Origin of the sequence: Bacillus sp. GZB (genome assembly GCF_001975995.1) — a bacterium.
GTDB classification, from domain to species: Bacteria; Bacillota; Bacilli; order Bacillales; family Bacillaceae; genus Bacillus; species Bacillus velezensis.
Genome location: NZ_MTQG01000017.1, coordinates 807,642 through 831,756, shown reverse-complemented (window position 1 = coordinate 831,756; position 24,115 = coordinate 807,642). Strand labels below are relative to the sequence as shown.

Here is a 24,115-nt window from a genome sequence, read left to right as displayed (position 1 = left end):
CGTATCACCTCTTATCGGGCCAAAAGCCTCTGCACCGTATCTTCAAGCTCTTTTGGGTTGACGTTCGGTGAAAAACGCCCGGTGACTTCACCGTTTCGGTCCACGATAAACTTAGTGAAATTCCATTTGACCGCTTTTGTGCCGAGCATCCCCTTCGCCTGTTCCGTCAGATATGTGAAGAGAGGATGAGCGTCTGCTCCATTGACATCAACTTTCGCAAACATCGGGAATGTGACTCCGTAGTTTTTCACACAGAACTCTTGAATTTCAGCTTCGTTTCCAGGTTCTTGGTTCATGAATTGGTTGCAGGGAAATCCCAATATTTCAAGACCTTCCTCCCGATATGTATCATAGAGCTCCTGAAGCTGCTTGAGCTGGGATGTGAACCCGCATTTGCTTGCTGTATTCACAATGATCATCACCTTGCCTCTGTAAGCCGATAGCGTCATGTCTTTGCCTGTTATGGTCCGTACGTTTATATCGTAAATTGTCATCTGCGGCCCTCCTATTTACATTCTTCATTTATTTTACCTGTTTTACACTGCAAAACAAACGGAAACCGCTTTTTCCTTCCACTTAACGGAAAACGTTTTTTTCGAGGAACCAAACGGCTCTTTACCCGTCATAATAAAGAGCCGCTCCGAATTTATGCCCATTTGCCGCTTTTATCCTTGTCATTATGCGTTAAATGCGGTTTATTACGCCGGGATGGATTGAAAAATCGCTTAAAAATTTCTATAATGAAGAAAATTAACGGGGAATAACGGAGGTGGCATGTTGCCTATTAATATACCAAATCACCTGCCCGCTAAGCAGGTGCTTGAAAGTGAACACATCTTTGTAATGGATGAAAGCCGGGCTTTTCATCAGGATATCCGGCCGCAGAAGATCGTGATTTTAAATCTGATGCCGAAAAAAATCCAAACGGAAACCCAGCTCCTCAGGATGCTTGGGAATTCACCTTTACAAGTTCACTTTACGTTCTTAATTCCGAGCACACATACTCCAAAAAATACGGCAAGGCAGCATCTGGATGAATTTTATACGGATTTTTCCAGCATCCGCCACAAACGGTTTGACGGAATGATTATTACCGGAGCTCCGATTGAGCACCTGCCGTTTGAAGATGTTTCTTACTGGGAAGAATTGAAGGAAATCATGGAATGGAGCAAAACGAATGTCACTTCAACCCTCCATATCTGCTGGGGCGCTCAAGCCGGTTTATACTATCATTACGGCATTGAGAAAGTGGAGCTGCCGAAAAAAATCTTCGGTGTGTTTGAGCATACCGTTCTTAAAAAACATGAGAGATTGGTAAGAGGATTTGACGAGCTATACTATGTGCCCCACTCACGGCATACAGATATTAATACGGAGCAGCTGCAATCGGCTTCGGATCTGGATGTGCTCAGCGTTTCAGAGGAAGCGGGGGTCTGTTTAATCGTTTCAAAAGACGAAAAACAGATTTTCTTAACGGGTCATCCTGAATATGATACCGATACGCTACTTCAGGAGTATGAGAGAGACATAGAGAGAAATCTTTCAAACGTAGAAGCTCCTAAGCACTATTTTGCGCCCGGCGGGAAAGAACCTGTTAACCGCTGGAAAGCTCATGCAACGTTATTGTTTATGAATTGGCTGAATTATTACGTATATCAGGAAACCCCGTATGAATGGGATTAATTTTTGTTTTGAGTGATACGGTGACAAAAATATGATAAAATACTCTTGATTCAGTATGCGTATAACAAAACTTTAAAATAATGGAACATATCAATTAAATTTAGTTTAAATATGTTGCCGCGCTTATTATAAAATGATGCACTTGTGTTATGTTTATCTATAGACAATAACTCCTTACGATGCATGAAGCTTGCTTGTTGTTGATTACATTGAGGTGAATTTACTTGAATACCAATAAAAAAGTATTAATTTTGACTGCAAATTACGGAAACGGGCATGTTCAAGTGGCCAAAACGCTCTACGAACAGTGTCTGCGTCTCGGCTTAGATGTGACGGTTTCCAATTTGTATCAAGAGTCAAATCCGATTGTTTCAGAGGTTACTCAATACCTTTATTTAAAAAGCTTCTCAATCGGGAAACAGTTTTATCGTTTGTTTTATTACGGAGTTGACAAAATCTATAATAAACGCAAATTCAATATTTATTTTAAAATGGGAAATAAACGTTTAGGCCAGCTCGTCGAAGAGCATAAGCCGGACATTATTATCAATACATTTCCGATGATTGTCGTACCGGAATACAGACGGAGAACCGGAAAAGTGATCCCGACGTTCAACGTTATGACCGATTTCTGCCTTCACAAAATCTGGGTTCATGAAAATGTTGATAAATATTATGTCGCCACAGATTACGTGAAGGAAAAACTGATTGAAATCGGCACTCACCCGAACTACGTAAAGATCACGGGCATTCCCATCAGGCCTCAATTCGAGGAATCGATGCCGAAAGAGCCGATTTATAAAAAATACAATCTCTCTCCCGACAAAAAAGTTCTTCTTATTATGGCGGGAGCGCATGGTGTGCTGAAAAACGTAAAAGAACTGTGCGAAAATCTCGTTCATGACGATCAGGTGCAGGTTGTGGTGGTATGCGGCAAAAACAGCTCGCTGAAAGAATCCCTCAGCAGCTTGGAAGGTGACAATGCCGACCGGCTGAAAGTCCTGGGCTATGTAGAAAGAATTGACGAGCTGTTCCGTATTACGGACTGTATGATCACGAAACCGGGCGGCATCACACTGACGGAAGCGACTGCGATCGGAGTACCCGTTATTTTGTACAAACCGGTTCCCGGACAGGAAAAAGAAAATGCCATTTTCTTTGAAGATCGCGGTGCGGCTGTCGTGGTCAACCGCCACGAAGAAATTTTAGAGTCTGTCACCTCCCTTCTCGCGGATGAGGAGAAGCTGAACCGGATGAAGGACAATATTAAAAGCCTTCACCTCCCTAACTCCTCTGAAGTCATTTTGCAGGACATTATAAAAGAATCTGAACTGATGGCCGAAAAGGCGGATATGGCATTATCGTAAGAGAAAAGCACACGGACGATTCGTGTGCTTTTTGTTTTTTTCCGGATAAGCTTTATCACTGGAAAAATAAAGATGAAAAATAGAGAGCGGCCGCTTGACGCCCGCTCCCATATGGTGTATAGTTGAACCATCATTTAACAACGTAAACATACGTACGGTTGAATGATGACAAAATTTTTTTTAGCACGAAGGTGCTACAGTACTAGGAGGAATTAAGCAATATGCAAAACGGTAAAGTAAAATGGTTCAATAACGAAAAAGGATTCGGCTTCATCGAAGTTGAAGGCGGAGACGACGTATTTGTTCACTTCACTGCTATCGAAGGAGACGGATACAAATCATTAGAAGAAGGACAAGAAGTTTCTTTTGAAATTGTCGAAGGTAATCGTGGACCTCAAGCTTCTAATGTTGTAAAACTCTAAACTCAATACATGTTGATCAGATGACACAAATAGAGGAGAGGCGTATGCCTCTCCTATTTGATTGCCGTCTGAATCTCAATTGCGACAAGATTCTGCTTGCAGCGCTGCTCGATTTCTTCAATTTGTTTCTCCATTGACGGCATTCCTTTTTTCGCCATTTCCGCTAAACTTCCCAAATCACCGTATATTTCTTTAAATGTCTGCTGAAGGATTGTTTTTAAATCATTATCATTCACGGCTGGTTTTTCCCTTCTCTCCCAAGATACCCTGAATAATAGTAATTAAGCCCTAATTAATCAGGTTCAATAGTTATATCGGCTCATTTTATATATTTTTTCTATTTTCCGTACATATTTCTAAAAAAAAATCTCCAAACTATTTGCGGAGGTGTTTTTTAATGGACTCTGAATTTTTTCCAAACGGACTGACGGATAAACGCCAGCTTGAATTAGCGGTAGAAACGGCCCAGAAAACAACGGGAGCGGCTACCCGGGGCCAAAATTCAACTTTGGTGGAATCTGCTTACCAGGCGATTCAGGATGCCAGAACGATGTCACAATCCAGTGAACTGCAAGCTCTCGACCAGGATTTTCTGCAAAAGCAGCGAATGCTTCTCGACGATTGCCAGCATCAGCTTGATGAATTCGAAAAATAAAACCGCAGAAGCTGCGGTTTTATTTTTTATTGATTTGTCAGCACCTTGCCGTAGGCTTTCAGCTTCTCCCCCACCGTGCATTGGTTGATACAGAAAGAATGAGCGTGCGTTTTTCCAAACTCTTTGCGGAAATGCTTTTTTACGAAACAGTCTTTGCAATATTCATCCTGAAGCTCTGTCAATTCTTTATAAATGCTTTTTTTATCCAATATCAGTCATCTCCGTTACCTTCTAATGTTATGCGGCTTTCAATTTGCCGGTCCGAGAGAATTTTTCTGGCAAGGTCATCCGCTTCTTGATTTTCCTTTCGGTTTACGGCTTCATATGTCGGTGTCAGCTTTAAGGATTCGAGCAGCGCTTCAATTTTATCCAGCCATTCGTTTTGCGTTTCATCATAACACGGCCAGCTGCCGTCAAGCTGATGCAAAACGACGAGGGAATCCCCTCTTATCGTGATTGAATTTCTGCTTGCGCCAAGTTCCTGCACTTCCTTAAGTGCTTCGTACAAAGCGGCATATTCCGCCTCATTGTTCGTCTGAAGCGTTAAGCTTTTATTTTTCCGTATGCGATGCCGCTTGCCGCCGAGAGAATAATACACGACAATTCCGAGTCCTGCGCGTCCGCTTGTTTTGTCAAAGCCGCCGTCGAAATACACTGTAATGTCGTCAGGTTCGTACGCAAGTTCTTCAGTAAGCTTTTCTAATTCTTTAAGCGTCCAGCTCGCGCCTTTTTCATCCTCAAAATAAATGTCTTTTATATAAGGAAAGCGGCTGACTTCTCTTGCAAGCATGCGCGCTTTCGGAACGGTCAGCCAATCTTCGGAAAAAAACGCGACAGGGCCTGTTCCTTTTGCTTCTATTTCGATATACGGCTTAAGATTCATTGAAATCACCTTACCATTCATTAGTTGACGGGCGTGTGCTATAATCAAACCATTCTCAAATTGAAAGGAAGTCAGCAGGTTTTGTTTAACGATGTGTTATGGATCTTATTTGCGGTCATTCATTTTATCATTGTTCTTCTGTTTTATAAAGGATTTGGCAAAACGGGCCTATTCGTATGGATCGGTTTCGCCACGGTGTGCGCCAACTTGCAGGTTGTCAAAACAGTTGAGCTGTTCGGGCTCACGGCAACACTGGGAAATATCATGTACGGCACCGTTTTCTTCGCAACGGATGTGCTGAACGAAAAATACGGTCCCCGGGAAGCGCGCAAAGCCGTCTGGCTCGGCTTTTCCACTCTGCTCGCTTTAACATGCGCCATGCAGGGGGCTCTTTTATATAAACCGGCTGCGTCAGATATCGCACAGCCTGCCCTTGAGACGATTTTCGGTTTTCTGCCGCGTGTTGCGCTCGGAAGCCTCTTGGCTTTTATTTTCAGCCAAACGATAGATGTTTATGTATATTCAGCCATTCGGAGAATCTTTCCTTCAGACAGGCTTCTCTGGCTCAGAAACAGCGGAAGCACGGCGCTCAGCCAGCTGCTGGATACATTTATCTTCACTGCCGTGGCCTTTATCGGCGTTTATTCCGCGGGCGTATGGTTCAGCATCTTTATTTCGACTTATCTGATTAAATTTGCGGTATCACTCATTTCTGTCCCTTATGCGTATGCGGCAAAACGAATGACACCGAAGGGAGAGTGACGGATGATGCCCGCTGAAATTTACGTGGACGGCGCAAGTGCCGGAAACCCGGGCCCGTCCGGTATCGGTATTTTTATTAAACATGACGGGAAAACAGAATCTTTCTCAATTCCGATCGGCGACCATTCAAATCAGGAAGCTGAATTTCTCGCTTTAATTGAAGGAATGAAGCTGTGTGCCGCCCGCGGATTTGAGTCCGTGTCATTCCGGACGGATTCGGATATCGTGGAGCGGGCCGCGGATCTTGAAGCGGTTAAAAACAAGGCTTTCCAGCCGTTTGTGGATGAAATCGTCCGATTAAAGGCCGGGTTTCCATTGTTTTTTATTAAGTGGATTCCCGGCAGACAAAACCAAACAGCCGATCAGCTCGCAAAAAAAGCGATTCGGCTGAATAAATAACCGGAATGAAATTGCGTCTCACTGTTCATCCTACAAATGAGGTGAACAGCTATGAGAAAAGAAAATAAAGGCCGGCTGACCGGGGGCGTGAATCCTCAGGGAAATATGGAAGGAAATGCGCATAAAGACCCGAAATCAGCCCTTGAAAACAACGCAAAAAAAAGCAATACAAAACGCTAGAGGGATCAGCTGATCTCTCTGGCGTTCAGCTTTTCGAGCATTCTTTCAATTCCTTTTATCTGATGGCGTCTGAGCATTAAAGATGCTTCCTCCATCTTCAATGAAAAAAGTGCTTCTTCGAGCGTACAGACTAACGGCACCTCGCAATGTATTTCAGCAAGCTGCCTTGACAGCTCCAATTCTTTCAAGCTTTGCTGAATTTTCGTTTGCTGGCCCTTCGGCAAGAGAGCGAGGCTTTCTAATAACCGTTCTATGTTTTCGTATTCACGGATCAGCTTGTACGCCGTTTTTTCCCCGATCCCTTTAACGCCGGGATAGTTATCGCTCGTGTCTCCCATCAGCGCCTTAATGTCAATCAGCGCTTTTGGCGGAACCCCCGTTTCTTCTCTGAATATCTCATCTGTATATACCTTATAATTGCCGATACCCTTTTGCAGCAGCGCTACTTGAACTTGTTCATTCAGCAATTGAAGCAGATCTTTATCACCCGTTACAATCGTAATTTCCGCTTCCCCGGCAAATAGGGCAGAAAGCGTACCGATACAGTCATCCGCCTCATAGCCTTTTATGCCGATGTTTAAAAACCCGAGCTCTCGCGCTGCTTCTTTCGCTAAATCAAATTGCGGAATCAGCTCTAGCGGCGGTTCGCTTCTGTTGGCTTTATAATCTTGAAACAAATCATTGCGGTACGTTTTGCTTCCCATATCCCAGCAGCAGACGACATGTGTGGGCTGAAACGTATCAACCGCCGTAATAAGATGCTTTAAAAAACCGTTGACTCCGTTTGTGGGAATTCCGTTTTCATTTATCATAAAATTGCGATGAACGGCCGTCGCGAAAAACGAGCGGAACAAAAGCGCCATACCGTCAACGAGCAGTAATTTATTATTCATATATCGAAACTCCTTTTTATTCAATGTTCCTATTTTACCAAAGAAGGCGGTAAAAAAACAGCATCCCCCCATTTGGAAGATGCTGCCGTCACGTTTACTCACCGTGTCTTTTATTGCTTGCCATCAGCTTTTCAGCTTCACGGCCGGCATAAGAATCAAATTTCTGTCCGAAGCCGTTTTTCTTTTTGGCATTGTTATTCTGCTGAGCATTTCTGTTTCCCAGTTTTGTTCTGCCCATAGTCATATCCCCCTTTAGAGAAGATACGGATAGTATGTACAGCAAGCGCTGATGACACACGCGGCAGGTTCATCCATTACTGTCTGCTGACGAATTCTTTCACCATCTCTTCACTTACGAATCGTCTTTGCGGCACGATGCCCTTTTTCGCCAGCTGGTTCATTTTTGCGGTGATGCCATTGATGGCATCTGTCGTGAACGGTTTATTCTGTCTGCATTTTACAATGGCTTCTTCAATGGCCTGTTCACGCTCATAATCAAGCTGTACAAATGTTTTGACATGCTGATGCTGTTTTGCGGAATGTGCTGAAATTGCTTTATGGACTTCTGACATAAAAGGTTTCATCTCGCTTTTTTCATTTTAGTCTACCACGACTGTTATCTGCCCGCCAACCGGATTTTTAAATTTTCAGCATTTCATCTTTCTTTTTCCATGCTTTTTCGGCTTCGTAAAGGTGTTCAATTTCCCTTGCACTCGTATTTTCCGCAAGACCTTGTAAATAAGTGTCCCGCTGCTCGCGGATCTGGGACAGGCTTTTATCCGCCATGTCTTCTTGCAGACGGCGCACCTGCTCAGTATATCGCTCTGAAAGGCTTTCTTTCTCCTGCTCAAGCCACTTTTCTGTCACTTTTTGCAGGCTGAGCCTGAGCCCTTCCACAAACGCTCTTTTTCCGTTCTGTTCAAAAAACTGCTTCGGCGATTTAACTTCTTTTATGTGATGTGTGAATGCCGAGACGTCAATGACCGGAGCGACTTCTTTCAGCTGAACCGCAAATTCGTTTTCGGCGCTCACATAAATAGAGAAATCTCCGTCTTCCATAAGCTTCTTCTGACAGTTTTCCATCCATTCCTCAGTCATATGGCGCTCAATAAAACCGGTCATCCGGATATCGAGCGTTTTCAGCTCTTGAATATATTCAAAACGGAATTCCTTGAGCGCTTCATTCAGCGCCGCTGATATATTTTGTTTCCAATCACCGTTTTGAAGACCCGGATGGAAGGCGGTTTTCAGCATATCATTCGCATAAAACGTCAGGCGATGTTTAATGTGATAGAGCTGCTCTTCCGTATCTTTCATCACTTTTCGAATGATGACCTCAGACGTACGGCGCTTTGAAATGTCAGCGAGAGCTTTTTCATAGGAAGACTCCAGACGCTGTTTCTTTTTCTCTTTTTCTTCTGCCGACTGGTGAAGAGATTCGTGAAGCTGTTCCACCATATCGCACAATTTGTCCGCCTCTGTTTTCAGCTGGGCGCAGCTGGCCCTCATTACATCTTCCTCAATAAAGTGCTCAAGTCCGGTTCTTACATCAGAGAACCTGTTATAAAAAGCTGCTTTTTTACCCGCAAGCTCTTCTTTACTTGAGACATGATATAATTTCGGCCGGTTAATTCCCTCTTTTGAGAGTTCTGAGCGGACATAGTCTTTGACTGTTTCCAGCTCGCTTTCGGTTTTGGCCAGATCGGCGGCGTTAATGACAAAAAACATTTTGTCCATGCCGAATGATTCTTTGACGAGGCCGAGTTTCTTCAGAAAAGACCTGTCTCCTTTTGAAAAAGAATGCTGATAGTACGTCATATAAAAGAACGCGTCAGCATCTTTTATATATTGAAAGGCAAGTTCCGTATGGCGCTTGTTTATACTGCTTGCTCCCGGCGTATCAACAATGGTGATGCCTTTTTGCGTGAGAGGCGAATCATAATACACGGTGACTTCTTTTACGCAGCAGGCCGTTTTTTCTTCCGCTGCATACGGTTTTAAATCTTCAACCGGCACCGTCAGTGTCAGCCTTTGACGGATCTGTTCTTCATACGAATCAAACGCCTGCAGCATCGTCTGAATCACCGGGATAAGTTCATCCGGAACTTTTCCCTTTTTAATGGCATAATTCCATCTCTCTTTCAGTGAACGTCCCTTTACATCAGCGTCTTTCAGCTCAGTCAGCTGAAGCATTTCAGCGTCCAGATCCTCCTCCGTCTTAAAAACGATCTCCGCAGATTTATGCGGTTTGCCGGCTTGCGGTTTCGTTATTTTGTTGATCGTAGCCGTTGTGGGCGTCGGTGATGACGGAAGCACGTATTCACCGACAAGCGCATTTGCAAATGATGATTTACCGGAACTGAATCCGCCGAATAACGCCAAGGTAAACTGGCGGTTTTCAAGCCGCTCAATCCTGCTTCGAAAGGCTTCTGCCTGTTTTTCTAATATGCTCGAGGATTCAAGAATCCCGGCAAGCTCATAGAACCGATCAGTCTGCTCTTTTATAGGAAGTTCCTTCATCGCATTTTTTTCGGGCTTGTTTACTTCATACTGTACAGTCTCTTTTGGTTTCTCTTTTTGGACGGGCGCTTTTGCAAGGCGTTTTTTTCGCGTATACCAGTCGCCGCTTCCCGTATCACAGGTCAATTCTTCTTCCCACAAAGCGCGGACTCGGGCTGCTTTTTCCAAGGCATTGCGTTCTTCTTTTGCCGATTGCGCGAGCTCATCCCTTATCTGCTTTTCTTTTTCGAGCCGGTTTTTCAAGTTCTCAATGAGCGGTCCGTTTTTTGCCTGAACATAAGCGGTCAGCTCCTCAATGAGTTCCGCTGTTTGTCTTTTGGCTTCCCTTCTGATCATCTCAGCGAGGTCTTTCGTATAAGTTAATACGTATTCAGATGAAAAGGCAGCTCCCTGCTTAATGGCCTGAGCGGTGATATCATCAGAAAGCGGTGTGCGGTACGCCTGAATTTTCCTGATCAGTTCGTCCGAATCCGCTTCATACCGCTTGGCCGCTTTCGTAAATGTGTCGATAATATGCCAATCCGCTTCCCCTTCCGTTCTTTTTTTAATATCGGCAAAAAATTCAGCACGCCTTCTTTCTTTTTCCGAAGCCGTTTTCGCTTTTGAAAAGAATAATCCGGTTTTAAATGAGGGCTGCTGTGATTCAATATAAGCAGATGCAAGCTCCCTCATCTCAAAGGGTGTCAGATTAGCGTTTTGCAATATGTTCTGCACGTCTTTTCTGATGTCTTTCTCTGCTGTTTCAGCCTGTTGAACGGCTTTTTTAAGCTCACCTTCAACAGAACTGACAAGTGCTTCTTGTTTGTCAAACTGCTCTCCGCTGCCGTTTTTATCATCTTTTACGAGCATCTCTGTATGCTCTTTGACTAAGTGTGCAACTTTTCTCTCCGTTAAGGACCATAAATTTGTTTTTGCCTGCTGTTTCAGCTTCTGCAGATGTTTTTTCAGCTGTTCCATGCCGTTTAAAGGATGGTCAGGCTCAGTGACAGACGTAAAGAAAAGCGATTCTTTCGGTATTCCCGCGCTTTCAAGCATGTCTTCCACCTGCCTGCGGTACTCTTCAAACTTCGTTTCAGTTTCATCATGTCTGTCAATTTGGTTGACGATCAGAAATAAATTTGGAATACGGTCTTTGATGGAGCTGAGAAACAGCATATTTTCTTCTGAATGAACGTGATTATAATGAACGACGTAAAATAAAGCGTCAGCCTGATGGAGAACCGAAGCCGCAGATAAAAAATGCGCTTCGTCCGTCGAATCAATTCCCGGTGTGTCGATGTAGGCCGCATGAGGCTCTGACTCCTTAAAGCCGGCATAGACTTCCACCGTCTCAATTTGCTCACCATCTTTACAGAATTGCTGCACTTGTTCTTTATCGTAACTTCCTTTGATCTCTGCATAAGCCCCGTCCGTCGTATGAAGCACGACTTTATCTTCACCGTGCCGGATGACAACGAGGTTGGCGCTTGTAGGAATCGGGCTTGTCGGCAGTATGTCTTCACCGAGCAATGTGTTTAATAAAGAGGACTTTCCGGCCGAATAATGCCCGGTAAACGCGATATAAACCTCTTCATCAGCCGCTTTTTTCATAATGGCCGCGAGCTGATCGGCCCGTTTTTTATCCTGATGATCCAAAAATTGTGCGTATAAGGCACCCGTTCTGCTGAAAATCTCCCTGTTATGGCGTTCTTCTTCTGTCATGTGTCTTTACCCCTTTGTGTCTGTCGCATCAAATGACGTTTTCATTTTTAGAAAGCTCTGAAAAAAACCTCTCCCCCATTTTACACAAGAATGGCTCACTTTTCTTCAGGAAACGCAAAAAAGCCGCCGATATCGGCAGCTGATAAAGAAAAAACACCCGCGGCAGGAAAAACCGCAGATGTTTAAGAAGACATCGATTTATTCGAAACTTTTTTCAATACGAAACCAATTAAAACACTGTATGTACAAACGGCTGCAAATAAAAATAACATTGTCATTTTCGGCACCACCTTGAATGAGAATCATTTTCATATTTACATCTTATCATGAGTGAGAATGATTTTCAATCTCTATTTTGCGGTGTTTTCTTCTAGCGCTTTCTCTTCGGCGCGAATCCTCACGGTGAGCATGCAGGCATTGAGAATCGAAAAGAGAAACAGTGTCCAATACGCTCCGTATAACAGCGGCAGAAAAATAAATTCTAAGATGACGACCGCGTAGTTCGGGTGCTTCATCCACCTGTACGGCCCCTTTCTGACAAGCTCCGCATCCGGCACGACAAGGATTTTCGTATTCCAATACCGCCCTAATGATAATAGCGCCCAATACCTGATCCCTTGTACAAATAAAATAATACATATAATGGCGGCCCACCTTGGAGAAGGCGTTTTTTGAAACGCCGCCACCTCAGCTGTAAGAGAGACAAAAAAGAGCACGTGCATCAGGACGAGAAAGGGATAATGTCCTTCTCCGTATTCGACTGCGCCTTGCTTTTTCACCTTTTGCTCATTGCGCCGGGCCACGATCATCTCCGCAATCCGCTGGGCCGCAAGCAGCATGATAAACAGCCAAAACATTAAGAAGCCCCCTTTTCCCAGCTGAACAGCAAAAGCTCAGACGAAAATCCCGGCCCGAGAGCGCCGATCAGCCCTTTTTCGTTTTCTTTCTGCCGCCCGTGGAGCAACTGTTCTTTTATCACATGAAAAATAGTTGCGGCAGACATGTTCCCGTGTTTTTGCAGCACCTTCCGAGATGCCGCAAGCTGACCGGTGTCCATTGAAAGACTCGTTAAATAGGCGTCAATGACCTTTTTCCCGCCGGGATGGGCAAGAAAGGTTTTAATGTCGTGAGGACTGACGCCATATTCAAATAAAAATTCATCAACATTGTTCTTCAGCCACTGTGAAACCAGGGTGGGAATGTCTCTTGAAAAAATGACTTGAAAACCGCTGTCGGTGAATTCCCAGCCCATCACATCTTCCGCATCCGGCATCATCACCGATTGAGTGGCGAATATCCGCGGAAGAAGCGGCTGTTTGACTTCGTTTCGGTTCGCCTTTTCTCCTCCGATTAGTACTGCGGCAATTCCGTCCGCAAACAGGGAAGTTCCGATTAAGTTGCTTTTTGACTTGTCGTTCGGCTGAAACGTTAAACTGCAGAGTTCAGCCGCGATGACAAGCACGTATGCTTCAGGATACGCGCGGCAGTATTCGTAAGCCCTGGACAGGCCGGCCGCTCCGCCCGCGCATCCTAAACCCCAGATCGGTATCCGTTTTGTTTTCGCAGAAAACGGAAGCCGATTCATCACTTTCGCTTCAATGCTGGGTGTCGAAAGCCCGGTGCTGGAAATAAAAAAGATCGCATCCACTTTTTCATATGGAAAGGGATTTGTTAAACAATCCGGGTTTGTTAAACAATCAAGTGCCGCATCCGCACTATGCTTGACGGTTTCTTCCGTATACAGCCGGTTTTTCTCTGAAAAACCCCGTGCCGTTTTATACCATTCAATCGGCCGGACAAACTGCCTTGATTCAATTTCGCCGTTTTGAAAGGCTTTTAACAGCCGGTCAATATCCTTAAATGAATCGGCAAACATCCCTCTTGCAAAATCCGCCGCCGTTTCTTGCGAGACATGATACTTCGGAATGCTCGTTCCGACCGATAACACATATGCCATGCCCATCACCTCTTTAATAAAAGTTTCCGCTTTTTTCCTGAATGTATGCATAAGTTTGAATCGAGGATTTCACTGACATGCCATTTTAATAGGAAATTGGCCCTTTTGAATAAGAAACCGTTCGACTATACTTGATCCATTCATAAAAAAAGGTTGTGATAAGAATGCTGAAGCCTGTCATTCTTAAAGGGTCACTCGTTCAGTTAGAGCCGCTGGCGATTGATCACACTCAGGCACTCTGTGACGCTGCTTCTGAAAATAGGACGACTTACGATTACACCCATGTTCCTGACGGAATCGAAGAAACAAAGCGTTATATTGAGCGGGCGCTTTCCGATTATGAAAAAAGACTTGCATTGCCTTTTGCAGTACGGAGTCTTGAAACAGACCGAATCGTCGGAAGCACGAGGTTTATGGATGTGGAAGTGCTTACGCGGCCGGCGGATGCAGCTCCGGAAGTGTGTGAGATCGGCAGCACATGGTATGCCTCTGCCGTGCAGCGGACCGGTGTCAATACGGAATGTAAACTTCTGATGCTGACTCATGCGTTTGACGTGTGGCAAGCTGTCAGGGTGACGCTGAAAACCGACGTTCGCAACCAGCGCTCACGGACTGCGATTTTGCGGATCGGAGCCCAATTTGAAGGGATCCGCCGCGCACACATTCAAGCTGTCGACGGCGGCCTCAGAGATACCGCCTACTACTCCATCCTTCGGGAGGAATGGCCTTATATCCAGCAAAACCTTTCTGGCCGGCTCGCAGCATATAACTGAAAAACCTGCCGATATACGGCAGGTTTTTTCACATATTCGGATCATGGACGTATAAATTGAGATCGATCCGTCCGTCTGACGTGACCGCTACCCTCTCAGCTTCAAGAGACAGCTTCTGTACAGAAAACATCTCTTCGTCTCTCAATCCGATTTCGCCCTTTGCATTGATGACTCTGTGCCAAGGAAGACAATGCTTTTTACTCATGGAGTGAAGAATCCTCACAACCTGCCTCGCTCCCCGCGGACTTCCCGCAAGATCGGCAATTTGACCATACGTCATTACTTTCCCTTCAGGAATCTGTTTGATAATGGCTACCGCCCGTTCCGTAAATGTCATGCAACTCCTCATTTCGACTAAAAATGATTTCCCTAGTATCATACAACAGTTTTGACGTCATATGATGATGCCTTACTCTGGAGGCTTAAAATAAGATGGTACGAGTTAATAAAACTCATGGGGGAGAATACTTTTTATATTCACAAAAAGTTAACATAAGTTTATATGGACAAATTTTACATACAGTTATATAATACAGTTGTATCAAATAAAAAAAGGGAGTGTTTTAAATGAAATTTAAAAAAGTTTTAACCGGTTCAGCTCTATCACTTGCTTTACTTGTTTCTGCTGCTCCTGCTTTTGCAGCAAGCCCGACTGCAGATGGCGGGAGTCATAAAACTGCAGCTCCTCAGGCAGTGTTAAAAACTATATACATCAATGCTAATACACGTGGAGAACTTCTTAATGTAACAGTATTTGCTGGAGTTAAATACTATTTAAAAGATGCCAAGCAGAACAGTGATGGCACATGGACTGGTGAATACCAAGGTTGGTTTTAAGATTATCTAAGGGATAAGAGATTTTTCTCTCATCCCTTTTTTCATAGTTGTTTTCCCTACTAACCTCCTAAATACCATGATCAACGAAGAGCGTTGTGCGGCGATTTCAAGCAACCGTATTTCAAGCTCTGTCTCAGCAGCAGACCGTTGTTCCTCAATGCATTTTAGCAGAGTGTCTCAGTATGCATCCTTTTTTGTTCCCAACCATGCCGCTTTTCTTATGACTTAATTGTATTAATTGACAACTCACTCGTATTTCTGGGCAAGGTTCTTCTATTTCATGCCTTACGCACTCCTTATACTCCTTGGTGTGCTTTTCAGCCACCAATATTCACCGCCGCCTCTTGTATTGGAGATTCCGAAATGAATTCACTCTCGCAGAATAGTTTCTCCAGTTAGGAAAACACCTAAAATGAATAAAATTAAATGTAAGGGCAATAATTCTTCGTGAGCAAGTACCCCATAAAACCTCTTACTTGCTCTTTTATTTTTGATAAAACACAATCCAGGGTGATAACATGAAATTTGCTTGGGAAGAATTAATTATAATTGCATTCGGAATGATTTTACTGAGAATTTCAGGGAGAAAATCCATTGCACAAATGACCATTGCACAGACAATGGTGATGATTTCAATCGGTACGATTATCGTTCACCCCATTTTAGAAACCAGTTTATTGAAAACATTAATCGCTGCGTCTATCCTTTTTAGCGCTTTGATTTTAATGGAGTGGTTTCAAGTAAAAGTAAACTGGATTGAATCTTTTTTAACCGGAAAATCTAAATTCGTTATAGAAGACGGCCAACTCAATATAGAAAACTTAAAGAAGCTGAGACTGACAGCAGATCAACTCGAAATGCGTTTAAGGCTTCTTGGCATTTCAAATATAAATACAATTAAATATGCCACTTTAGAAGCTAACGGACAATTAGGCTACGAATTAAAAGATGACTGTAAGCCTTTAACCATCAAAGACCTTAAAAAAGTGATCGATCCAAAATGTCTTAACAAAGAGCCTCAACCTCAAAAAGATGATCAAGCCAATATATTCGAGGAAATCAAAAGTCACCAGACTCAGCACAAGCCAAAAAATCTTGAATAATTCGCTGATTAGTAAAGCCTTTTGTTATTCAAAACCGAAGCCGAATCAGACCGTTAACCGCCGATCAAAAGCGGTTTACAAGAAACAAAAAAAGCATCTGAAGCAGATGCCTTTTTCAATCGATATTGCGACGATGAAAAGAGTCGGTAATCCCCGTATTTTTCGAGAGGTCCTTGTATGCGCCTGAATATGCTTTTCAGCCGCCTATATCCACCGCCGCCCTTAGCCATAATGTTAGTCAGTTTGTTTTTATAAAATCATTGATTAATTGATCAGTCGTTAATATTGTGGCAAATTCATCATGCAACGTGGCCAGAGATATATTGTGAATAGTCTCTGCATCATAATATGTATCATTTTGATCTCTCATTCCGAAGGCTGCTGTTGCATCTGAAATCAGGTATGTATCAAATCCTAAATTACCGCTCATCCTTGTGGTTGTTGAAACACAGTGCGGCGTAGTCAAGCCAGTGATTACGACAGTTGTTATATCATTTGCTTTTAAAAGCTCTTCTAGATTAGTCCCAATAAAGCTGCTGTTTACTTTCTTGGTTATAATGACTTCTTTATCCATAGGTTTAACGATTTCCTTTATAGCAACCCCCTCATTTTTTGGATAAAATAAAGAACCAGGTTTATCAGAAGTATGTTGTATGTATATGACTGTCCATCCTTTTTCTCTCCATAATTTCAGTATTTTGCTGATATTTTCTTCCGCCTTTACGTTATTTCGTTCTCCCCACTTTTTATCATCAAAGGCTTTTTGTACATCCACAATGATTAAAGCTTTTTTCTTTTCTGCCATCAGATAACCTCCTATATTGAAAATTCGTATTTATAACATTTTAAATAAAGTTTTTACTTTTGTACAATTGATTAAATTACTAACACATCTTCCCCGTTGGAAAAGTATTGAAATATCTAAAGTTCACCAGAGGCCAGCAATATTCAACTCTTTTTCTCTATATACTTATCAATATCCTGACATAAGCCCCAACAGTGAATGAAAGGGTTGCCCCTAACTCAATTCACGCTCACAAAATATTAACAAAAAAACCCTTGGTTATTTTTGCATTGCATGTAATAATACAAGTGTATCGAAAAAACAAAGGAGTGTTTAAAATGAAATTGAAAAAAGTTTTAACTGGTTCTGCCTTGTCTCTCGCTTTACTCGTTTCCGCTGCCCCTGCTTTTGCATCTAGCCCTGGTAATACAAATATCGACTCAACTCAAACAAAAATTTCGACACAAGCGACCAAAGATTCTTTTACAATGGATTACCTTCATAGATGGGATATTCCAAATACAACTGTTAAGAATGGTGTTACATATTACCTTAAGAAAGTAGAGATAATCGAAGGGTTCTATCACGCAACTTTTGAAGGATGGATTAATTAAAAGAAGGGGCTTTCCCTTCTTTTACTCTCTTTTGTAAGAATTCGTGCACAAGATACTCGTTCACGTACATATAGTCCGGGACGGTTTTTCGGCGAAATAAGGCGGATGCCGCATCACTCAATTTAGTTTCTTTTCAAACAATGAAACTAATAAAAAAAGAGGATGCCTCACAAAAAGTTCAGCAAACTTTCGGAAGCATCCTCGATCTGGATAAATAAGATGTTATTTTAAAGAAAACAGATAACTAACCCTCTTGAACCCTTGTCACATCAAGGGTTTTTTTCGTTTTAGGAATCATATTATAAATAAGTTGTTCACTTACCGCACACTTTCATAACGTGTTATTTCCCTTTAACTTCAAGCTTTTGAGCACTTTCTAAGCAGAAACACATTCACGCATTTTCATCCTTGAATGTGATTTTTGTTATTTTTGTGTTATTTTTTTCGAAATATAAATCATTAATCATCATACGGCCGATACTTCTTCCGACCAGCTTCCAGTTCTTTTTTTTGTGCCTCAACATGGCTCAGAAGAAATAAACTCACTGTTCCTACTTTCTTAACCGGATTCAATTTCCCAGAGCTCACGAGAGCGCTTAAACGCTGCCTCGTGACACCGAGCAATTCTCCGGTTTCCGCTGCAGTCAGTACTTCTTTTTGAATGAACTGTATCTTTTCATTTTCTGTCATGTCTGTTCTCTCTCCAAATCAGAATAAAACCTTTTAGTATGGTGACGATCGCAGCCATATATAAGATGACAACTGCAATCTTCCCCAATGTTCCAGCTGTTTCAAAATCAATTGCAACAATACCCACTAATATAATAAACAACGTCGTCATATCTAATGTATTGTAGTGCTTTAAATATTTTTTCATATCATCGTGGACGTGATATAATGTAGGAGCAAGGGGATTACTCCCCTTGTCTTACTATGTTTTAGCGCTTCTTGCTTGTCCGGCGGGAGCGCTTTTTTCTGTTCTTCTCTCGCTTCTCGCTTTCCTTCTGCCAAATATCATAAATATTTTTGACAATGGTTACGATTCCAGCGATGATAAGAACTATGTTTCTGATCTCGTCCACTTTAGCACCTCCTTTCGATACTTTTATTATACCAAACCTATTTACAACAGTCAATAGGTTTACGTGAATTAATCTCCTTTATTGAAAATTTTTTATTTATATTTCCGCAAAATAAAAATATGGATAAACATCCTTAATTCCTTTAAAATGGAATCATCGTCTAAATTCAGGGGGATATTATGGGTATATTTCTAAGTTTTATAGGGTTTTTTTTGTTTATTGGGTTTATAGCAGGCTTGATTTTATTTTTCATCAAACGAACAAGAAAACTTGGTAAGTTAACAGCCCCACTTTGTTTTGTGGCATCTATATTCTTTTTCTATTTGGGAGGACAGTTTTCAGACACAAGTTCTAGAAATAGAGACACAGGAACAGAATTAGGTGATAATACGAACATTACATCTTTAGATGAAGAAAAAAATGAAATTTCTTCTAAAGACAAGGAAGTATCTGTGTCAGATGATGATTCTACTGTAGTTCATGAATTAAATTGGTCAGAAAAGCAAAATGATACAACGTTTAAAATCGATCGCATTGGAATCGTTAAAGACGAAATGGAATCCGGTGCTGAAGGAGCTATAGCTGTTCACTTTGTCATTGACAATGGAAGCAAAAAAGATATCTCAACTTTCCCGAACCAAGGTACCCTTCTTACCAATACTAAAGAACAGATAGATGCCAGTTTATCACTCAGTGAAGATATTGGTGGAGAAATTATGTCTGGAGCAAAAAAAGAAGGGTATGTGCTTTATCCAATAAAAAAATTGCAGGATCCCAATGAAATCAAATCAGTCAGAATAAAATGGGATTTTTGGCCGGATAAAGATGTGACTACAAATGTAAAGGATTTTGATATTAATTTAACTTGGTGAGGAATCGTAATGTAATCAGTTATAATGGTCATCATACATAAGAATAAAGTTGAATTATTAAGAAGCCCCTTTCAAAATGAAAGAGGCTTCTTTTTATTCGTTTAACAAAGCAAACCATGCTTTCTGATAAACTTTTTGGCCAAACCCTTTAAATATAGACTTCGTGCTCTTAGACAAACGTTTTCTTGTCTTTTCTTCAGACATGATTTTTATTACCCTGTCTGCCAATTCATTTTGGGTTTTAACAAGATAACCATTTTTCTCGTTCTGTATCATATCTTTAGGGCCGTATTTAATATCATATGACGTTACCGGTGTACCTGCGGCTAAGCTTTCAAGAATGGTTAGTCCAAATCCTTCAGATTTTGAAGTGAGTATTGAACAAGCTGCTTTTTGATAAACCTCAATTTTGTTGTCTGTAAACCCTTTTAATTCAATATTTTTCGTTAAGTTTAATTTTTCAATCAGTTCTTGAAAGTATGTTTCATGCTCACCCGCGCCATAAATTTCGTATTTCGCATCTGGAATAACATCAACTACTTTTTTGAATGCCTTTATAGCTTCCTCTAGACCCTTTTCTTTATGATAGCGGGACAAAGTTACCGCTAGGTGCGGATTAACCTTAGAATTATCCTTCTCAGTGTCAGGTTTACTTATTCCATGTGGAATAACGCGATAATTCAATCGCTCTCCAAACTCGTTTGAAAAGTCATTTTTTTGTTCCTCAGTCAAAAACACAATCTGATCAAATTTATCAGGGTTCTTGAATAAAGCGTTATATTGTTGACTTAATTCAAATTCACCCTTCTCATTTAAATCGTAATGATTAGTGTGCAACACAACAACTTTTCTCACATCAGATAATCTTTTATCCAATAATAAACTAAAATTTTTAGGGTTGTCAGACATGATGATTGGTGATTCAATCTCTTTTGTTCGATTAGCTATCCAATATGCCGCCAGGTCTTCTAGGTTCTTAAATTCTAAAGGCTCGGGATAGAAAAGATTGCAACGGAATATCTCTTCATCTTTAGGCTTTAACCATGTTGTGAGATAACATTTCCCATCCTTTCCGAAATAACGATCTAACTTTGGTTTGTTGCTGAACAAATCCATTTGGCGTTCACGTACTAAATAACCATCCTCGTTATATTCTTCTCTGCGAAGCCTGTGCCTAGCTTCATTCATGTAATCAATATATGCAAGCCGTCCATTGTTATCGAACTTTTTGTACTTTACATACAGACCATCTTTGAAGTAACGAAAAGCATTGTTTGCTTTAAAAACGACGAAGCCTTCTTCTTCTTTATTCGGATCCCCTTTTATACGATGATCTTCTTTACTGTTCTTAGAAGGATCTAGATCATTGAATAAATTATAAACCTTCACTCTTTCATCGAGTTCATTGGTATTATAAAGATTTTGAATGATACTTTTATGATTCTTTTGAAAAAGAATGGTTAGAAATTGAGTTTCTTTATACTCTGAAACGAGTGTATTCGCTCTATGTATTGTTGCTTTGGTCATACCGCCTCTTTTTGTATTTAAGGAATTAAACAAAAAAACCGGACTAACGAGAGACATATTTTATCCCCTTTTCATATTTTTTCACTAGATTATATTACTATAAATGAAATTTTAATGAAATAGTCATATAAAAAGAGAATAATTACAGAAAAACCCTCCTTGTATTAAGAAACTTAAGTCTGGTTTACGACCTATAAATACCGTCAGTAATTAAGCCATTCATCATCTAAAATTCTTACTGCATGTTCTGGCTTTTTAATGAAAGACCATCAGCAAGGTACTGAGTTTTTTTTGTGTAATCAAACAAGACCTTCGAAAGTTCTTAACTTTCACTATATTTAGAGTTATGTTAGAATAAAATAGGAACATACGTTCTGTATTTGTTGAGATTAGTTACTGTATTGTGGAGGATTGATGGTTTGAAAACAATTTTATTATCTGATGGACGAGCCTTAAAATTAACGTTTGAAGAAACGAGAAAACATTTTCTGCCGATGATAAAAAAAACAATAAAACAAACTAATAATAAATTTGTTTTTAACTTTATTGATGAGGAAGATTTTTCTCAAGAGTTAGAAATTGAACTTTGGAAAGCATATGAAGGTTATGATTTCAATTATGGAACGTGTTTCTCAACATATCTACATTACAAATTGAAAAAGGGAGTACGTAATGTATCGTATTCTAGATACACTTTAAAAAATAAAAATAACGGGATTTTATCTATAGACACCTTAGTAAATAACAAAGACCTTAAACTAATTGACATATTGCCAACAATTGATTATTCACTGAGCAATCTTGAATCAAATGAACTTGTTAGAATTCTTCTAGAGAATACACCTCCACAAGATAGAGATGCACTTCAAGTAATACTTGACAGAGAGACTTTTTCTGTTTCAGAATATGCAGCAAAACATCAAATTTCTCGTCAAGCCGCTAACCAAAGAATTATTAAACTTCGAAAACACCTTCAAAAAGTAATTTCTGAAAAATATCTCCTTACAAACGATTGAGCTAACTATTTGCAATCCAAAGATCATTAATTATTTAATGATCTTTTATTTTTCTCTTTCTTTTCATCGTTTTCCTTAGTCTATTCCAAATTCTCTAAGCTATAAGATACATAATCAATACACAGAATTCTAATTTTACATTTACATTTTTAAATTGCGGGATAGAATAGTAGCACTCAAGAAACTAAATAAGGAGAGGAGCTTTTTTATGACTATTTGTATTAACAAAAAAGGGTCAAGCGTTCCGGTCTACTCAAATTACGGATTAACTACATGGGGATCTAAAGTCGGAACAGTTAATTCTAATGAATTATTTGTTTTTTATGGGACGTTTACAGAAGCAAATGGGGCAGTTTCAATCGGTTTTTATTCACCTTCAGGTTGGCGACAAGGATACGTCAAACCAAGTGCTGCCACTGGTGCATTTTTGACAAAAGCTTATATAGCGAAATACGGAACATCTGCCCATGGAGGAATCGCATTTAAAGTCCTTCATCGCCAATCTCGTATTTTTTCTGGCACAAACGTTATTACTACAGTAAAACCAGGCGGTAAGATTATCACTGATGGTTATTCATCTTCTGGATCATCATATCCATACCGATTAAGTATTAAAGGATATATTCACGCTGGAAGCACCAAATACCATAAAGTAACTAATGGCTGGTGTGACACTGATTTAGAAATTGGGAAATCAATGTACAATACAGTTACAATCGACGGTAAGTGGGTATGAAAAAGAAAAAGCTAATTCACTAATCAATATAAAAAGAGGCATAAAAATTCTAACTTATGCCTCTTTTTTATATCTTAATCTAATTTAGGCCCTTTGCTAATCTCGTTACCCCTGTTTTATATTTATATTGCCTCTAAACGTTTGAAATTCATCATCAATGGCATATAACCTCCTCAATTTTTTCTGCTACTTCAATAATACTCCAAGTTTCGCCTTTGTATCTGGTCCGTAAATGCCGTCTTGAGGAAGCCCATACATTGACTGAAAACGTTTCACTGCATTCGCCGTCTTCGGTCCATACGCACCATCAATACCAAAGTTTTTTCCGTTTTTATCCGGATAATAATGAAGAGCCGCTAACGCAGTCTGGATCTGTTTTACAGACTCCCCTCGGGTTAACGGGTTTGTGACTTTAAAAATACCCGCAGGCAGGCTGAATTTTGATTTTTGAGTGGTTTTAGGCTTTGAGGCTTTTACCTTCTTTTTGCCGCCGTTTTTCAGCTCGTTATCGCTTTTGATATAGGAGACATTCACATATCCGTGGAATGTCTGGCCTTTTGAATTGGTGTATTCAACATACCCCCATCCGTTGACAGTTGATCCAAGCTGATATTTTACAACCGTGCCATTCGGCAGGTTAAGCACCATGGAAGAAGAGGCACTCCGTTGTGTACGCAGAACAAGTCCATCACTTGAAACCACCGTGTTTTTGATGAATCTTCCTGTATCTGTATGGGTAACATCTGGATTCGATTCCACAGGCACCGTTACAACCACGCCGGCCATTCGCTTTTTAACACGGGTCTTAAAATCGGTAAACCCTTGAGAGTTGCTTACCCACGGCGCCGGGCAGATTTTATGTGTGATATCGTAATGTCGAACAATGTCATTGATTGGATCGAGTTTATACATTTTGCACAGCTCGGCACAAACTTGTTCTGCGCGGGCAATGGTATCCGGATGGAAAGTGCCGTTCTTTTCAATGCAAAGCTCCACGCCAATAGATAAGAAATTTGCATTCGGTTTCAGCGCCGCGACACCCCGGTAAGGCTGCCCGTTAACGAATTGCTGAACGTCATTCGCATGATAGGCCACCTCATTCAACGGAATGATACAAATAGCCTCTGTACGATCGACAAAGATATGTGCCGATGCAAACGTCTGTTTTTTCACAGACAGATTTCTGTTCTGTGCGGGGAGCGTTTGACCAAAGTACCTGTAATGATTGGCAGCAGGCGCGCCGGGGTTTGCCGTGTAATGCACCACCAGTTTCTTCACGCCGTTGTTTTTGATTCCCGGCCGCGTCCATTTGTTAATATCAATATATTGATTTCTGTATGCTGACATAA

The 24,115-nt window shown here is 41.1% G+C and carries 31 protein-coding genes and 1 pseudogene; 15 read left to right on the top strand and 17 right to left on the bottom strand.

Annotated features, from left to right (window positions below):
- Positions 1–11: 11 nt before the first annotated feature.
- Positions 12–494 (bottom strand): glutathione peroxidase, encoded by a 483-nt coding sequence (locus tag BXO87_RS15205; protein WP_038458847.1) that lies wholly within the window; start codon positions 492–494, stop codon positions 12–14.
- A 283-nt stretch (positions 495–777) separates the two neighbouring features.
- Here BXO87_RS15205 and metA point away from each other — a divergent pair, with 283 nt between their 5' ends.
- The 4 genes and pseudogenes from metA to cspD all read left to right on the top strand — a co-directional run bounded on the left by metA (position 778) and on the right by cspD (position 3,472).
- The gene (gene metA, locus BXO87_RS15200; protein ID WP_003153608.1) at positions 778–1,683 is read left to right on the top strand and encodes a homoserine O-acetyltransferase MetA; all 906 of its coding nucleotides are present in this window, start codon (positions 778–780) and stop codon (positions 1,681–1,683) included.
- 224 nt (positions 1,684–1,907) lie between these two features.
- On the top strand, positions 1,908–3,050 hold the full coding sequence (locus BXO87_RS15195; RefSeq protein ID WP_038458849.1) for a diglucosyl diacylglycerol synthase: 1,143 nt from the start codon (positions 1,908–1,910) through the stop codon (positions 3,048–3,050).
- 94 nt (positions 3,051–3,144) lie between these two features.
- A pseudogene (locus tag BXO87_RS20595) lies at positions 3,145–3,256 on the top strand (hypothetical protein); the annotation flags it as partial.
- Between the two features lie 15 nt (positions 3,257–3,271).
- Complete coding sequence (gene cspD, locus BXO87_RS15190; RefSeq protein ID WP_003230776.1) at positions 3,272–3,472, top strand: cold-shock protein CspD; 201 nt, start codon at positions 3,272–3,274, stop codon at positions 3,470–3,472.
- A 53-nt stretch (positions 3,473–3,525) separates the two neighbouring features.
- Here cspD and BXO87_RS15185 read toward each other — a convergent pair whose 3' ends face one another.
- A complete protein-coding gene (locus BXO87_RS15185) occupies positions 3,526–3,708 on the bottom strand; it encodes a hypothetical protein (RefSeq protein ID WP_003153585.1) in 183 nt (60 codons plus the stop codon).
- A 161-nt stretch (positions 3,709–3,869) separates the two neighbouring features.
- Here BXO87_RS15185 and BXO87_RS15180 point away from each other — a divergent pair, with 161 nt between their 5' ends.
- Positions 3,870–4,127: a DUF2564 family protein gene (locus BXO87_RS15180; protein ID WP_007409519.1), complete on the top strand. Its 258-nt coding sequence runs from the start codon at positions 3,870–3,872 to the stop codon at positions 4,125–4,127.
- Positions 4,128–4,153: 26 nt separating this feature from the next.
- Here BXO87_RS15180 and BXO87_RS15175 read toward each other — a convergent pair whose 3' ends face one another.
- Complete coding sequence (locus BXO87_RS15175) at positions 4,154–4,336, bottom strand: zinc-finger domain-containing protein (protein WP_003153581.1); 183 nt, start codon at positions 4,334–4,336, stop codon at positions 4,154–4,156.
- A 2-nt stretch (positions 4,337–4,338) separates the two neighbouring features.
- Positions 4,339–5,010, bottom strand: coding sequence for a ribonuclease H family protein (locus BXO87_RS15170; protein WP_024085518.1), 672 nt, complete (start codon positions 5,008–5,010; stop codon positions 4,339–4,341).
- An 81-nt stretch (positions 5,011–5,091) separates the two neighbouring features.
- Here BXO87_RS15170 and BXO87_RS15165 point away from each other — a divergent pair, with 81 nt between their 5' ends.
- The 3 genes from BXO87_RS15165 to sspL are packed head-to-tail and all read left to right on the top strand — an operon-like array spanning position 5,092 to position 6,351.
- The gene (locus BXO87_RS15165) at positions 5,092–5,772 is read left to right on the top strand and encodes a queuosine precursor transporter (protein ID WP_003153578.1); all 681 of its coding nucleotides are present in this window, start codon (positions 5,092–5,094) and stop codon (positions 5,770–5,772) included.
- A gap of 6 nt (positions 5,773–5,778) precedes the next feature.
- Positions 5,779–6,171 carry a reverse transcriptase-like protein gene (locus BXO87_RS15160; RefSeq protein ID WP_031378992.1) on the top strand — a complete coding sequence of 131 codons (393 nt, stop codon included), beginning with the start codon at positions 5,779–5,781 and terminating at the stop codon, positions 6,169–6,171.
- Between the two features lie 51 nt (positions 6,172–6,222).
- The gene (gene sspL / locus BXO87_RS15155) at positions 6,223–6,351 is read left to right on the top strand and encodes a small, acid-soluble spore protein L (protein ID WP_003153575.1); all 129 of its coding nucleotides are present in this window, start codon (positions 6,223–6,225) and stop codon (positions 6,349–6,351) included.
- Positions 6,352–6,356: 5 nt separating this feature from the next.
- On the opposite strand, the gene BXO87_RS15150 is transcribed toward sspL, so the two are convergent.
- The 7 genes from BXO87_RS15150 to BXO87_RS15130 all read right to left on the bottom strand — a co-directional run bounded on the left by BXO87_RS15150 (position 6,357) and on the right by BXO87_RS15130 (position 13,422).
- Positions 6,357–7,244, bottom strand: a complete 888-nt coding sequence (locus BXO87_RS15150; RefSeq protein ID WP_070082003.1) for a 5'-3' exonuclease — start codon at positions 7,242–7,244, stop codon at positions 6,357–6,359.
- A 94-nt stretch (positions 7,245–7,338) separates the two neighbouring features.
- A complete protein-coding gene (locus tag BXO87_RS20590; RefSeq protein ID WP_003153570.1) occupies positions 7,339–7,482 on the bottom strand; it encodes a hypothetical protein in 144 nt (47 codons plus the stop codon).
- A 76-nt stretch (positions 7,483–7,558) separates the two neighbouring features.
- Positions 7,559–7,816 carry a YpbS family protein gene (locus BXO87_RS15145; protein ID WP_012117818.1) on the bottom strand — a complete coding sequence of 86 codons (258 nt, stop codon included), beginning with the start codon at positions 7,814–7,816 and terminating at the stop codon, positions 7,559–7,561.
- A gap of 67 nt (positions 7,817–7,883) precedes the next feature.
- Positions 7,884–11,465: a dynamin GTPase gene (gene dynA, locus BXO87_RS15140; protein ID WP_076851385.1), complete on the bottom strand. Its 3,582-nt coding sequence runs from the start codon at positions 11,463–11,465 to the stop codon at positions 7,884–7,886.
- Positions 11,466–11,647: 182 nt separating this feature from the next.
- Positions 11,648–11,743, bottom strand: coding sequence for a Fur-regulated basic protein FbpC (gene fbpC / locus BXO87_RS20585; RefSeq protein WP_025284905.1), 96 nt, complete (start codon positions 11,741–11,743; stop codon positions 11,648–11,650).
- 72 nt (positions 11,744–11,815) lie between these two features.
- Positions 11,816–12,322, bottom strand: coding sequence for an isoprenylcysteine carboxyl methyltransferase family protein (locus BXO87_RS15135; RefSeq protein WP_020955972.1), 507 nt, complete (start codon positions 12,320–12,322; stop codon positions 11,816–11,818).
- Positions 12,322–13,422, bottom strand: coding sequence for a type III polyketide synthase (locus tag BXO87_RS15130; RefSeq protein ID WP_038458854.1), 1,101 nt, complete (start codon positions 13,420–13,422; stop codon positions 12,322–12,324). Before BXO87_RS15130 ends, BXO87_RS15135 begins: the two co-directional genes overlap by 1 nt.
- Before the next feature lie 164 nt (positions 13,423–13,586).
- On the opposite strand from BXO87_RS15130, the gene BXO87_RS15125 reads away from it, so the two are divergent.
- Entirely contained in the window at positions 13,587–14,195 is a 609-nt protein-coding gene (locus BXO87_RS15125; protein ID WP_038458857.1) for a GNAT family N-acetyltransferase, read from the top strand.
- A 28-nt stretch (positions 14,196–14,223) separates the two neighbouring features.
- On the opposite strand, the gene BXO87_RS15120 is transcribed toward BXO87_RS15125, so the two are convergent.
- Positions 14,224–14,532 (bottom strand): MGMT family protein, encoded by a 309-nt coding sequence (locus tag BXO87_RS15120; RefSeq protein ID WP_038458859.1) that lies wholly within the window; start codon positions 14,530–14,532, stop codon positions 14,224–14,226.
- Positions 14,533–14,762: 230 nt separating this feature from the next.
- Between BXO87_RS15120 and BXO87_RS15115 the strand changes: the two genes are divergently transcribed.
- Complete coding sequence (locus BXO87_RS15115; RefSeq protein WP_007409508.1) at positions 14,763–15,032, top strand: hypothetical protein; 270 nt, start codon at positions 14,763–14,765, stop codon at positions 15,030–15,032.
- A 518-nt stretch (positions 15,033–15,550) separates the two neighbouring features.
- Positions 15,551–16,135: a DUF421 domain-containing protein gene (locus BXO87_RS15110; RefSeq protein ID WP_038458861.1), complete on the top strand. Its 585-nt coding sequence runs from the start codon at positions 15,551–15,553 to the stop codon at positions 16,133–16,135.
- Positions 16,136–16,373: 238 nt separating this feature from the next.
- Here the strand turns inward: BXO87_RS15110 and BXO87_RS15105 are convergent, their stop codons facing one another.
- Complete coding sequence (locus BXO87_RS15105; RefSeq protein WP_007612138.1) at positions 16,374–16,940, bottom strand: cysteine hydrolase family protein; 567 nt, start codon at positions 16,938–16,940, stop codon at positions 16,374–16,376.
- A gap of 317 nt (positions 16,941–17,257) precedes the next feature.
- Between BXO87_RS15105 and BXO87_RS15100 the strand changes: the two genes are divergently transcribed.
- Positions 17,258–17,533 (top strand): hypothetical protein, encoded by a 276-nt coding sequence (locus tag BXO87_RS15100; RefSeq protein WP_038458863.1) that lies wholly within the window; start codon positions 17,258–17,260, stop codon positions 17,531–17,533.
- Between the two features lie 459 nt (positions 17,534–17,992).
- Here BXO87_RS15100 and BXO87_RS15095 read toward each other — a convergent pair whose 3' ends face one another.
- Complete coding sequence (locus tag BXO87_RS15095) at positions 17,993–18,223, bottom strand: MerR family transcriptional regulator (RefSeq protein WP_032863647.1); 231 nt, start codon at positions 18,221–18,223, stop codon at positions 17,993–17,995.
- 248 nt (positions 18,224–18,471) lie between these two features.
- Positions 18,472–18,615, bottom strand: coding sequence for a hypothetical protein (locus tag BXO87_RS20860; RefSeq protein WP_162918044.1), 144 nt, complete (start codon positions 18,613–18,615; stop codon positions 18,472–18,474).
- A gap of 179 nt (positions 18,616–18,794) precedes the next feature.
- On the opposite strand from BXO87_RS20860, the gene BXO87_RS15085 reads away from it, so the two are divergent.
- Entirely contained in the window at positions 18,795–19,487 is a 693-nt protein-coding gene (locus BXO87_RS15085) for a hypothetical protein (protein ID WP_038458865.1), read from the top strand.
- Positions 19,488–19,580: 93 nt separating this feature from the next.
- Here the strand turns inward: BXO87_RS15085 and BXO87_RS15080 are convergent, their stop codons facing one another.
- Positions 19,581–21,071 carry a glycosyltransferase gene (locus BXO87_RS15080; protein WP_038458867.1) on the bottom strand — a complete coding sequence of 497 codons (1,491 nt, stop codon included), beginning with the start codon at positions 21,069–21,071 and terminating at the stop codon, positions 19,581–19,583.
- Between the two features lie 362 nt (positions 21,072–21,433).
- On the opposite strand from BXO87_RS15080, the gene BXO87_RS15075 reads away from it, so the two are divergent.
- Positions 21,434–22,030 (top strand): sigma-70 family RNA polymerase sigma factor, encoded by a 597-nt coding sequence (locus BXO87_RS15075; RefSeq protein ID WP_038458869.1) that lies wholly within the window; start codon positions 21,434–21,436, stop codon positions 22,028–22,030.
- Positions 22,031–22,238: 208 nt separating this feature from the next.
- Entirely contained in the window at positions 22,239–22,766 is a 528-nt protein-coding gene (locus tag BXO87_RS15070; RefSeq protein WP_038458871.1) for a hypothetical protein, read from the top strand.
- A gap of 186 nt (positions 22,767–22,952) precedes the next feature.
- On the opposite strand, the gene BXO87_RS15065 is transcribed toward BXO87_RS15070, so the two are convergent.
- Positions 22,953–24,113 carry an N-acetylmuramoyl-L-alanine amidase gene (locus BXO87_RS15065; RefSeq protein WP_038458873.1) on the bottom strand — a complete coding sequence of 387 codons (1,161 nt, stop codon included), beginning with the start codon at positions 24,111–24,113 and terminating at the stop codon, positions 22,953–22,955.
- Positions 24,114–24,115: the final 2 nt, after the last annotated feature.

What these genes read in the sequence shown, in the direction of transcription:
- cspD (WP_003230776.1), top strand. Translation starts at nt 3,272, where the DNA reads ATGCAAAACGGTAAAGTAAAATGGTTCAATAACGAAAAAGGATTCGGC.
- BXO87_RS15115 (WP_007409508.1), top strand. Translation starts at nt 14,763, where the DNA reads ATGAAATTTAAAAAAGTTTTAACCGGTTCAGCTCTATCACTTGCTTTA.
- BXO87_RS15085 (WP_038458865.1), top strand. Translation starts at nt 18,795, where the DNA reads ATGGGTATATTTCTAAGTTTTATAGGGTTTTTTTTGTTTATTGGGTTT.
- BXO87_RS15145 (WP_012117818.1), bottom strand. Translation starts at nt 7,816, where the DNA reads ATGTCAGAAGTCCATAAAGCAATTTCAGCACATTCCGCAAAACAGCAT.
- BXO87_RS15065 (WP_038458873.1), bottom strand. Translation starts at nt 24,113, where the DNA reads ATGTCAGCATACAGAAATCAATATATTGATATTAACAAATGGACGCGG.
- BXO87_RS15205 (WP_038458847.1), bottom strand. Translation starts at nt 494, where the DNA reads ATGACAATTTACGATATAAACGTACGGACCATAACAGGCAAAGACATG.
- BXO87_RS15135 (WP_020955972.1), bottom strand. Translation starts at nt 12,322, where the DNA reads ATGTTTTGGCTGTTTATCATGCTGCTTGCGGCCCAGCGGATTGCGGAG.
- dynA (WP_076851385.1), bottom strand. Translation starts at nt 11,465, where the DNA reads ATGACAGAAGAAGAACGCCATAACAGGGAGATTTTCAGCAGAACGGGT.
- BXO87_RS15180 (WP_007409519.1), top strand. Translation starts at nt 3,870, where the DNA reads ATGGACTCTGAATTTTTTCCAAACGGACTGACGGATAAACGCCAGCTT.
- BXO87_RS15070 (WP_038458871.1), top strand. Translation starts at nt 22,239, where the DNA reads ATGACTATTTGTATTAACAAAAAAGGGTCAAGCGTTCCGGTCTACTCA.
- BXO87_RS15120 (WP_038458859.1), bottom strand. Translation starts at nt 14,532, where the DNA reads ATGACATTTACGGAACGGGCGGTAGCCATTATCAAACAGATTCCTGAA.
- BXO87_RS20590 (WP_003153570.1), bottom strand. Translation starts at nt 7,482, where the DNA reads ATGGGCAGAACAAAACTGGGAAACAGAAATGCTCAGCAGAATAACAAT.
- BXO87_RS15170 (WP_024085518.1), bottom strand. Translation starts at nt 5,010, where the DNA reads ATGAATCTTAAGCCGTATATCGAAATAGAAGCAAAAGGAACAGGCCCT.
- fbpC (WP_025284905.1), bottom strand. Translation starts at nt 11,743, where the DNA reads ATGACAATGTTATTTTTATTTGCAGCCGTTTGTACATACAGTGTTTTA.
- BXO87_RS15105 (WP_007612138.1), bottom strand. Translation starts at nt 16,940, where the DNA reads ATGGCAGAAAAGAAAAAAGCTTTAATCATTGTGGATGTACAAAAAGCC.
- BXO87_RS15150 (WP_070082003.1), bottom strand. Translation starts at nt 7,244, where the DNA reads ATGAATAATAAATTACTGCTCGTTGACGGTATGGCGCTTTTGTTCCGC.
- BXO87_RS15110 (WP_038458861.1), top strand. Translation starts at nt 15,551, where the DNA reads ATGAAATTTGCTTGGGAAGAATTAATTATAATTGCATTCGGAATGATT.
- sspL (WP_003153575.1), top strand. Translation starts at nt 6,223, where the DNA reads ATGAGAAAAGAAAATAAAGGCCGGCTGACCGGGGGCGTGAATCCTCAG.
- BXO87_RS15160 (WP_031378992.1), top strand. Translation starts at nt 5,779, where the DNA reads ATGCCCGCTGAAATTTACGTGGACGGCGCAAGTGCCGGAAACCCGGGC.
- BXO87_RS15130 (WP_038458854.1), bottom strand. Translation starts at nt 13,422, where the DNA reads ATGGCATATGTGTTATCGGTCGGAACGAGCATTCCGAAGTATCATGTC.
- BXO87_RS15080 (WP_038458867.1), bottom strand. Translation starts at nt 21,071, where the DNA reads ATGTCTCTCGTTAGTCCGGTTTTTTTGTTTAATTCCTTAAATACAAAA.
- BXO87_RS15100 (WP_038458863.1), top strand. Translation starts at nt 17,258, where the DNA reads ATGAAATTGAAAAAAGTTTTAACTGGTTCTGCCTTGTCTCTCGCTTTA.
- BXO87_RS15125 (WP_038458857.1), top strand. Translation starts at nt 13,587, where the DNA reads ATGCTGAAGCCTGTCATTCTTAAAGGGTCACTCGTTCAGTTAGAGCCG.
- BXO87_RS15095 (WP_032863647.1), bottom strand. Translation starts at nt 18,223, where the DNA reads ATGACAGAAAATGAAAAGATACAGTTCATTCAAAAAGAAGTACTGACT.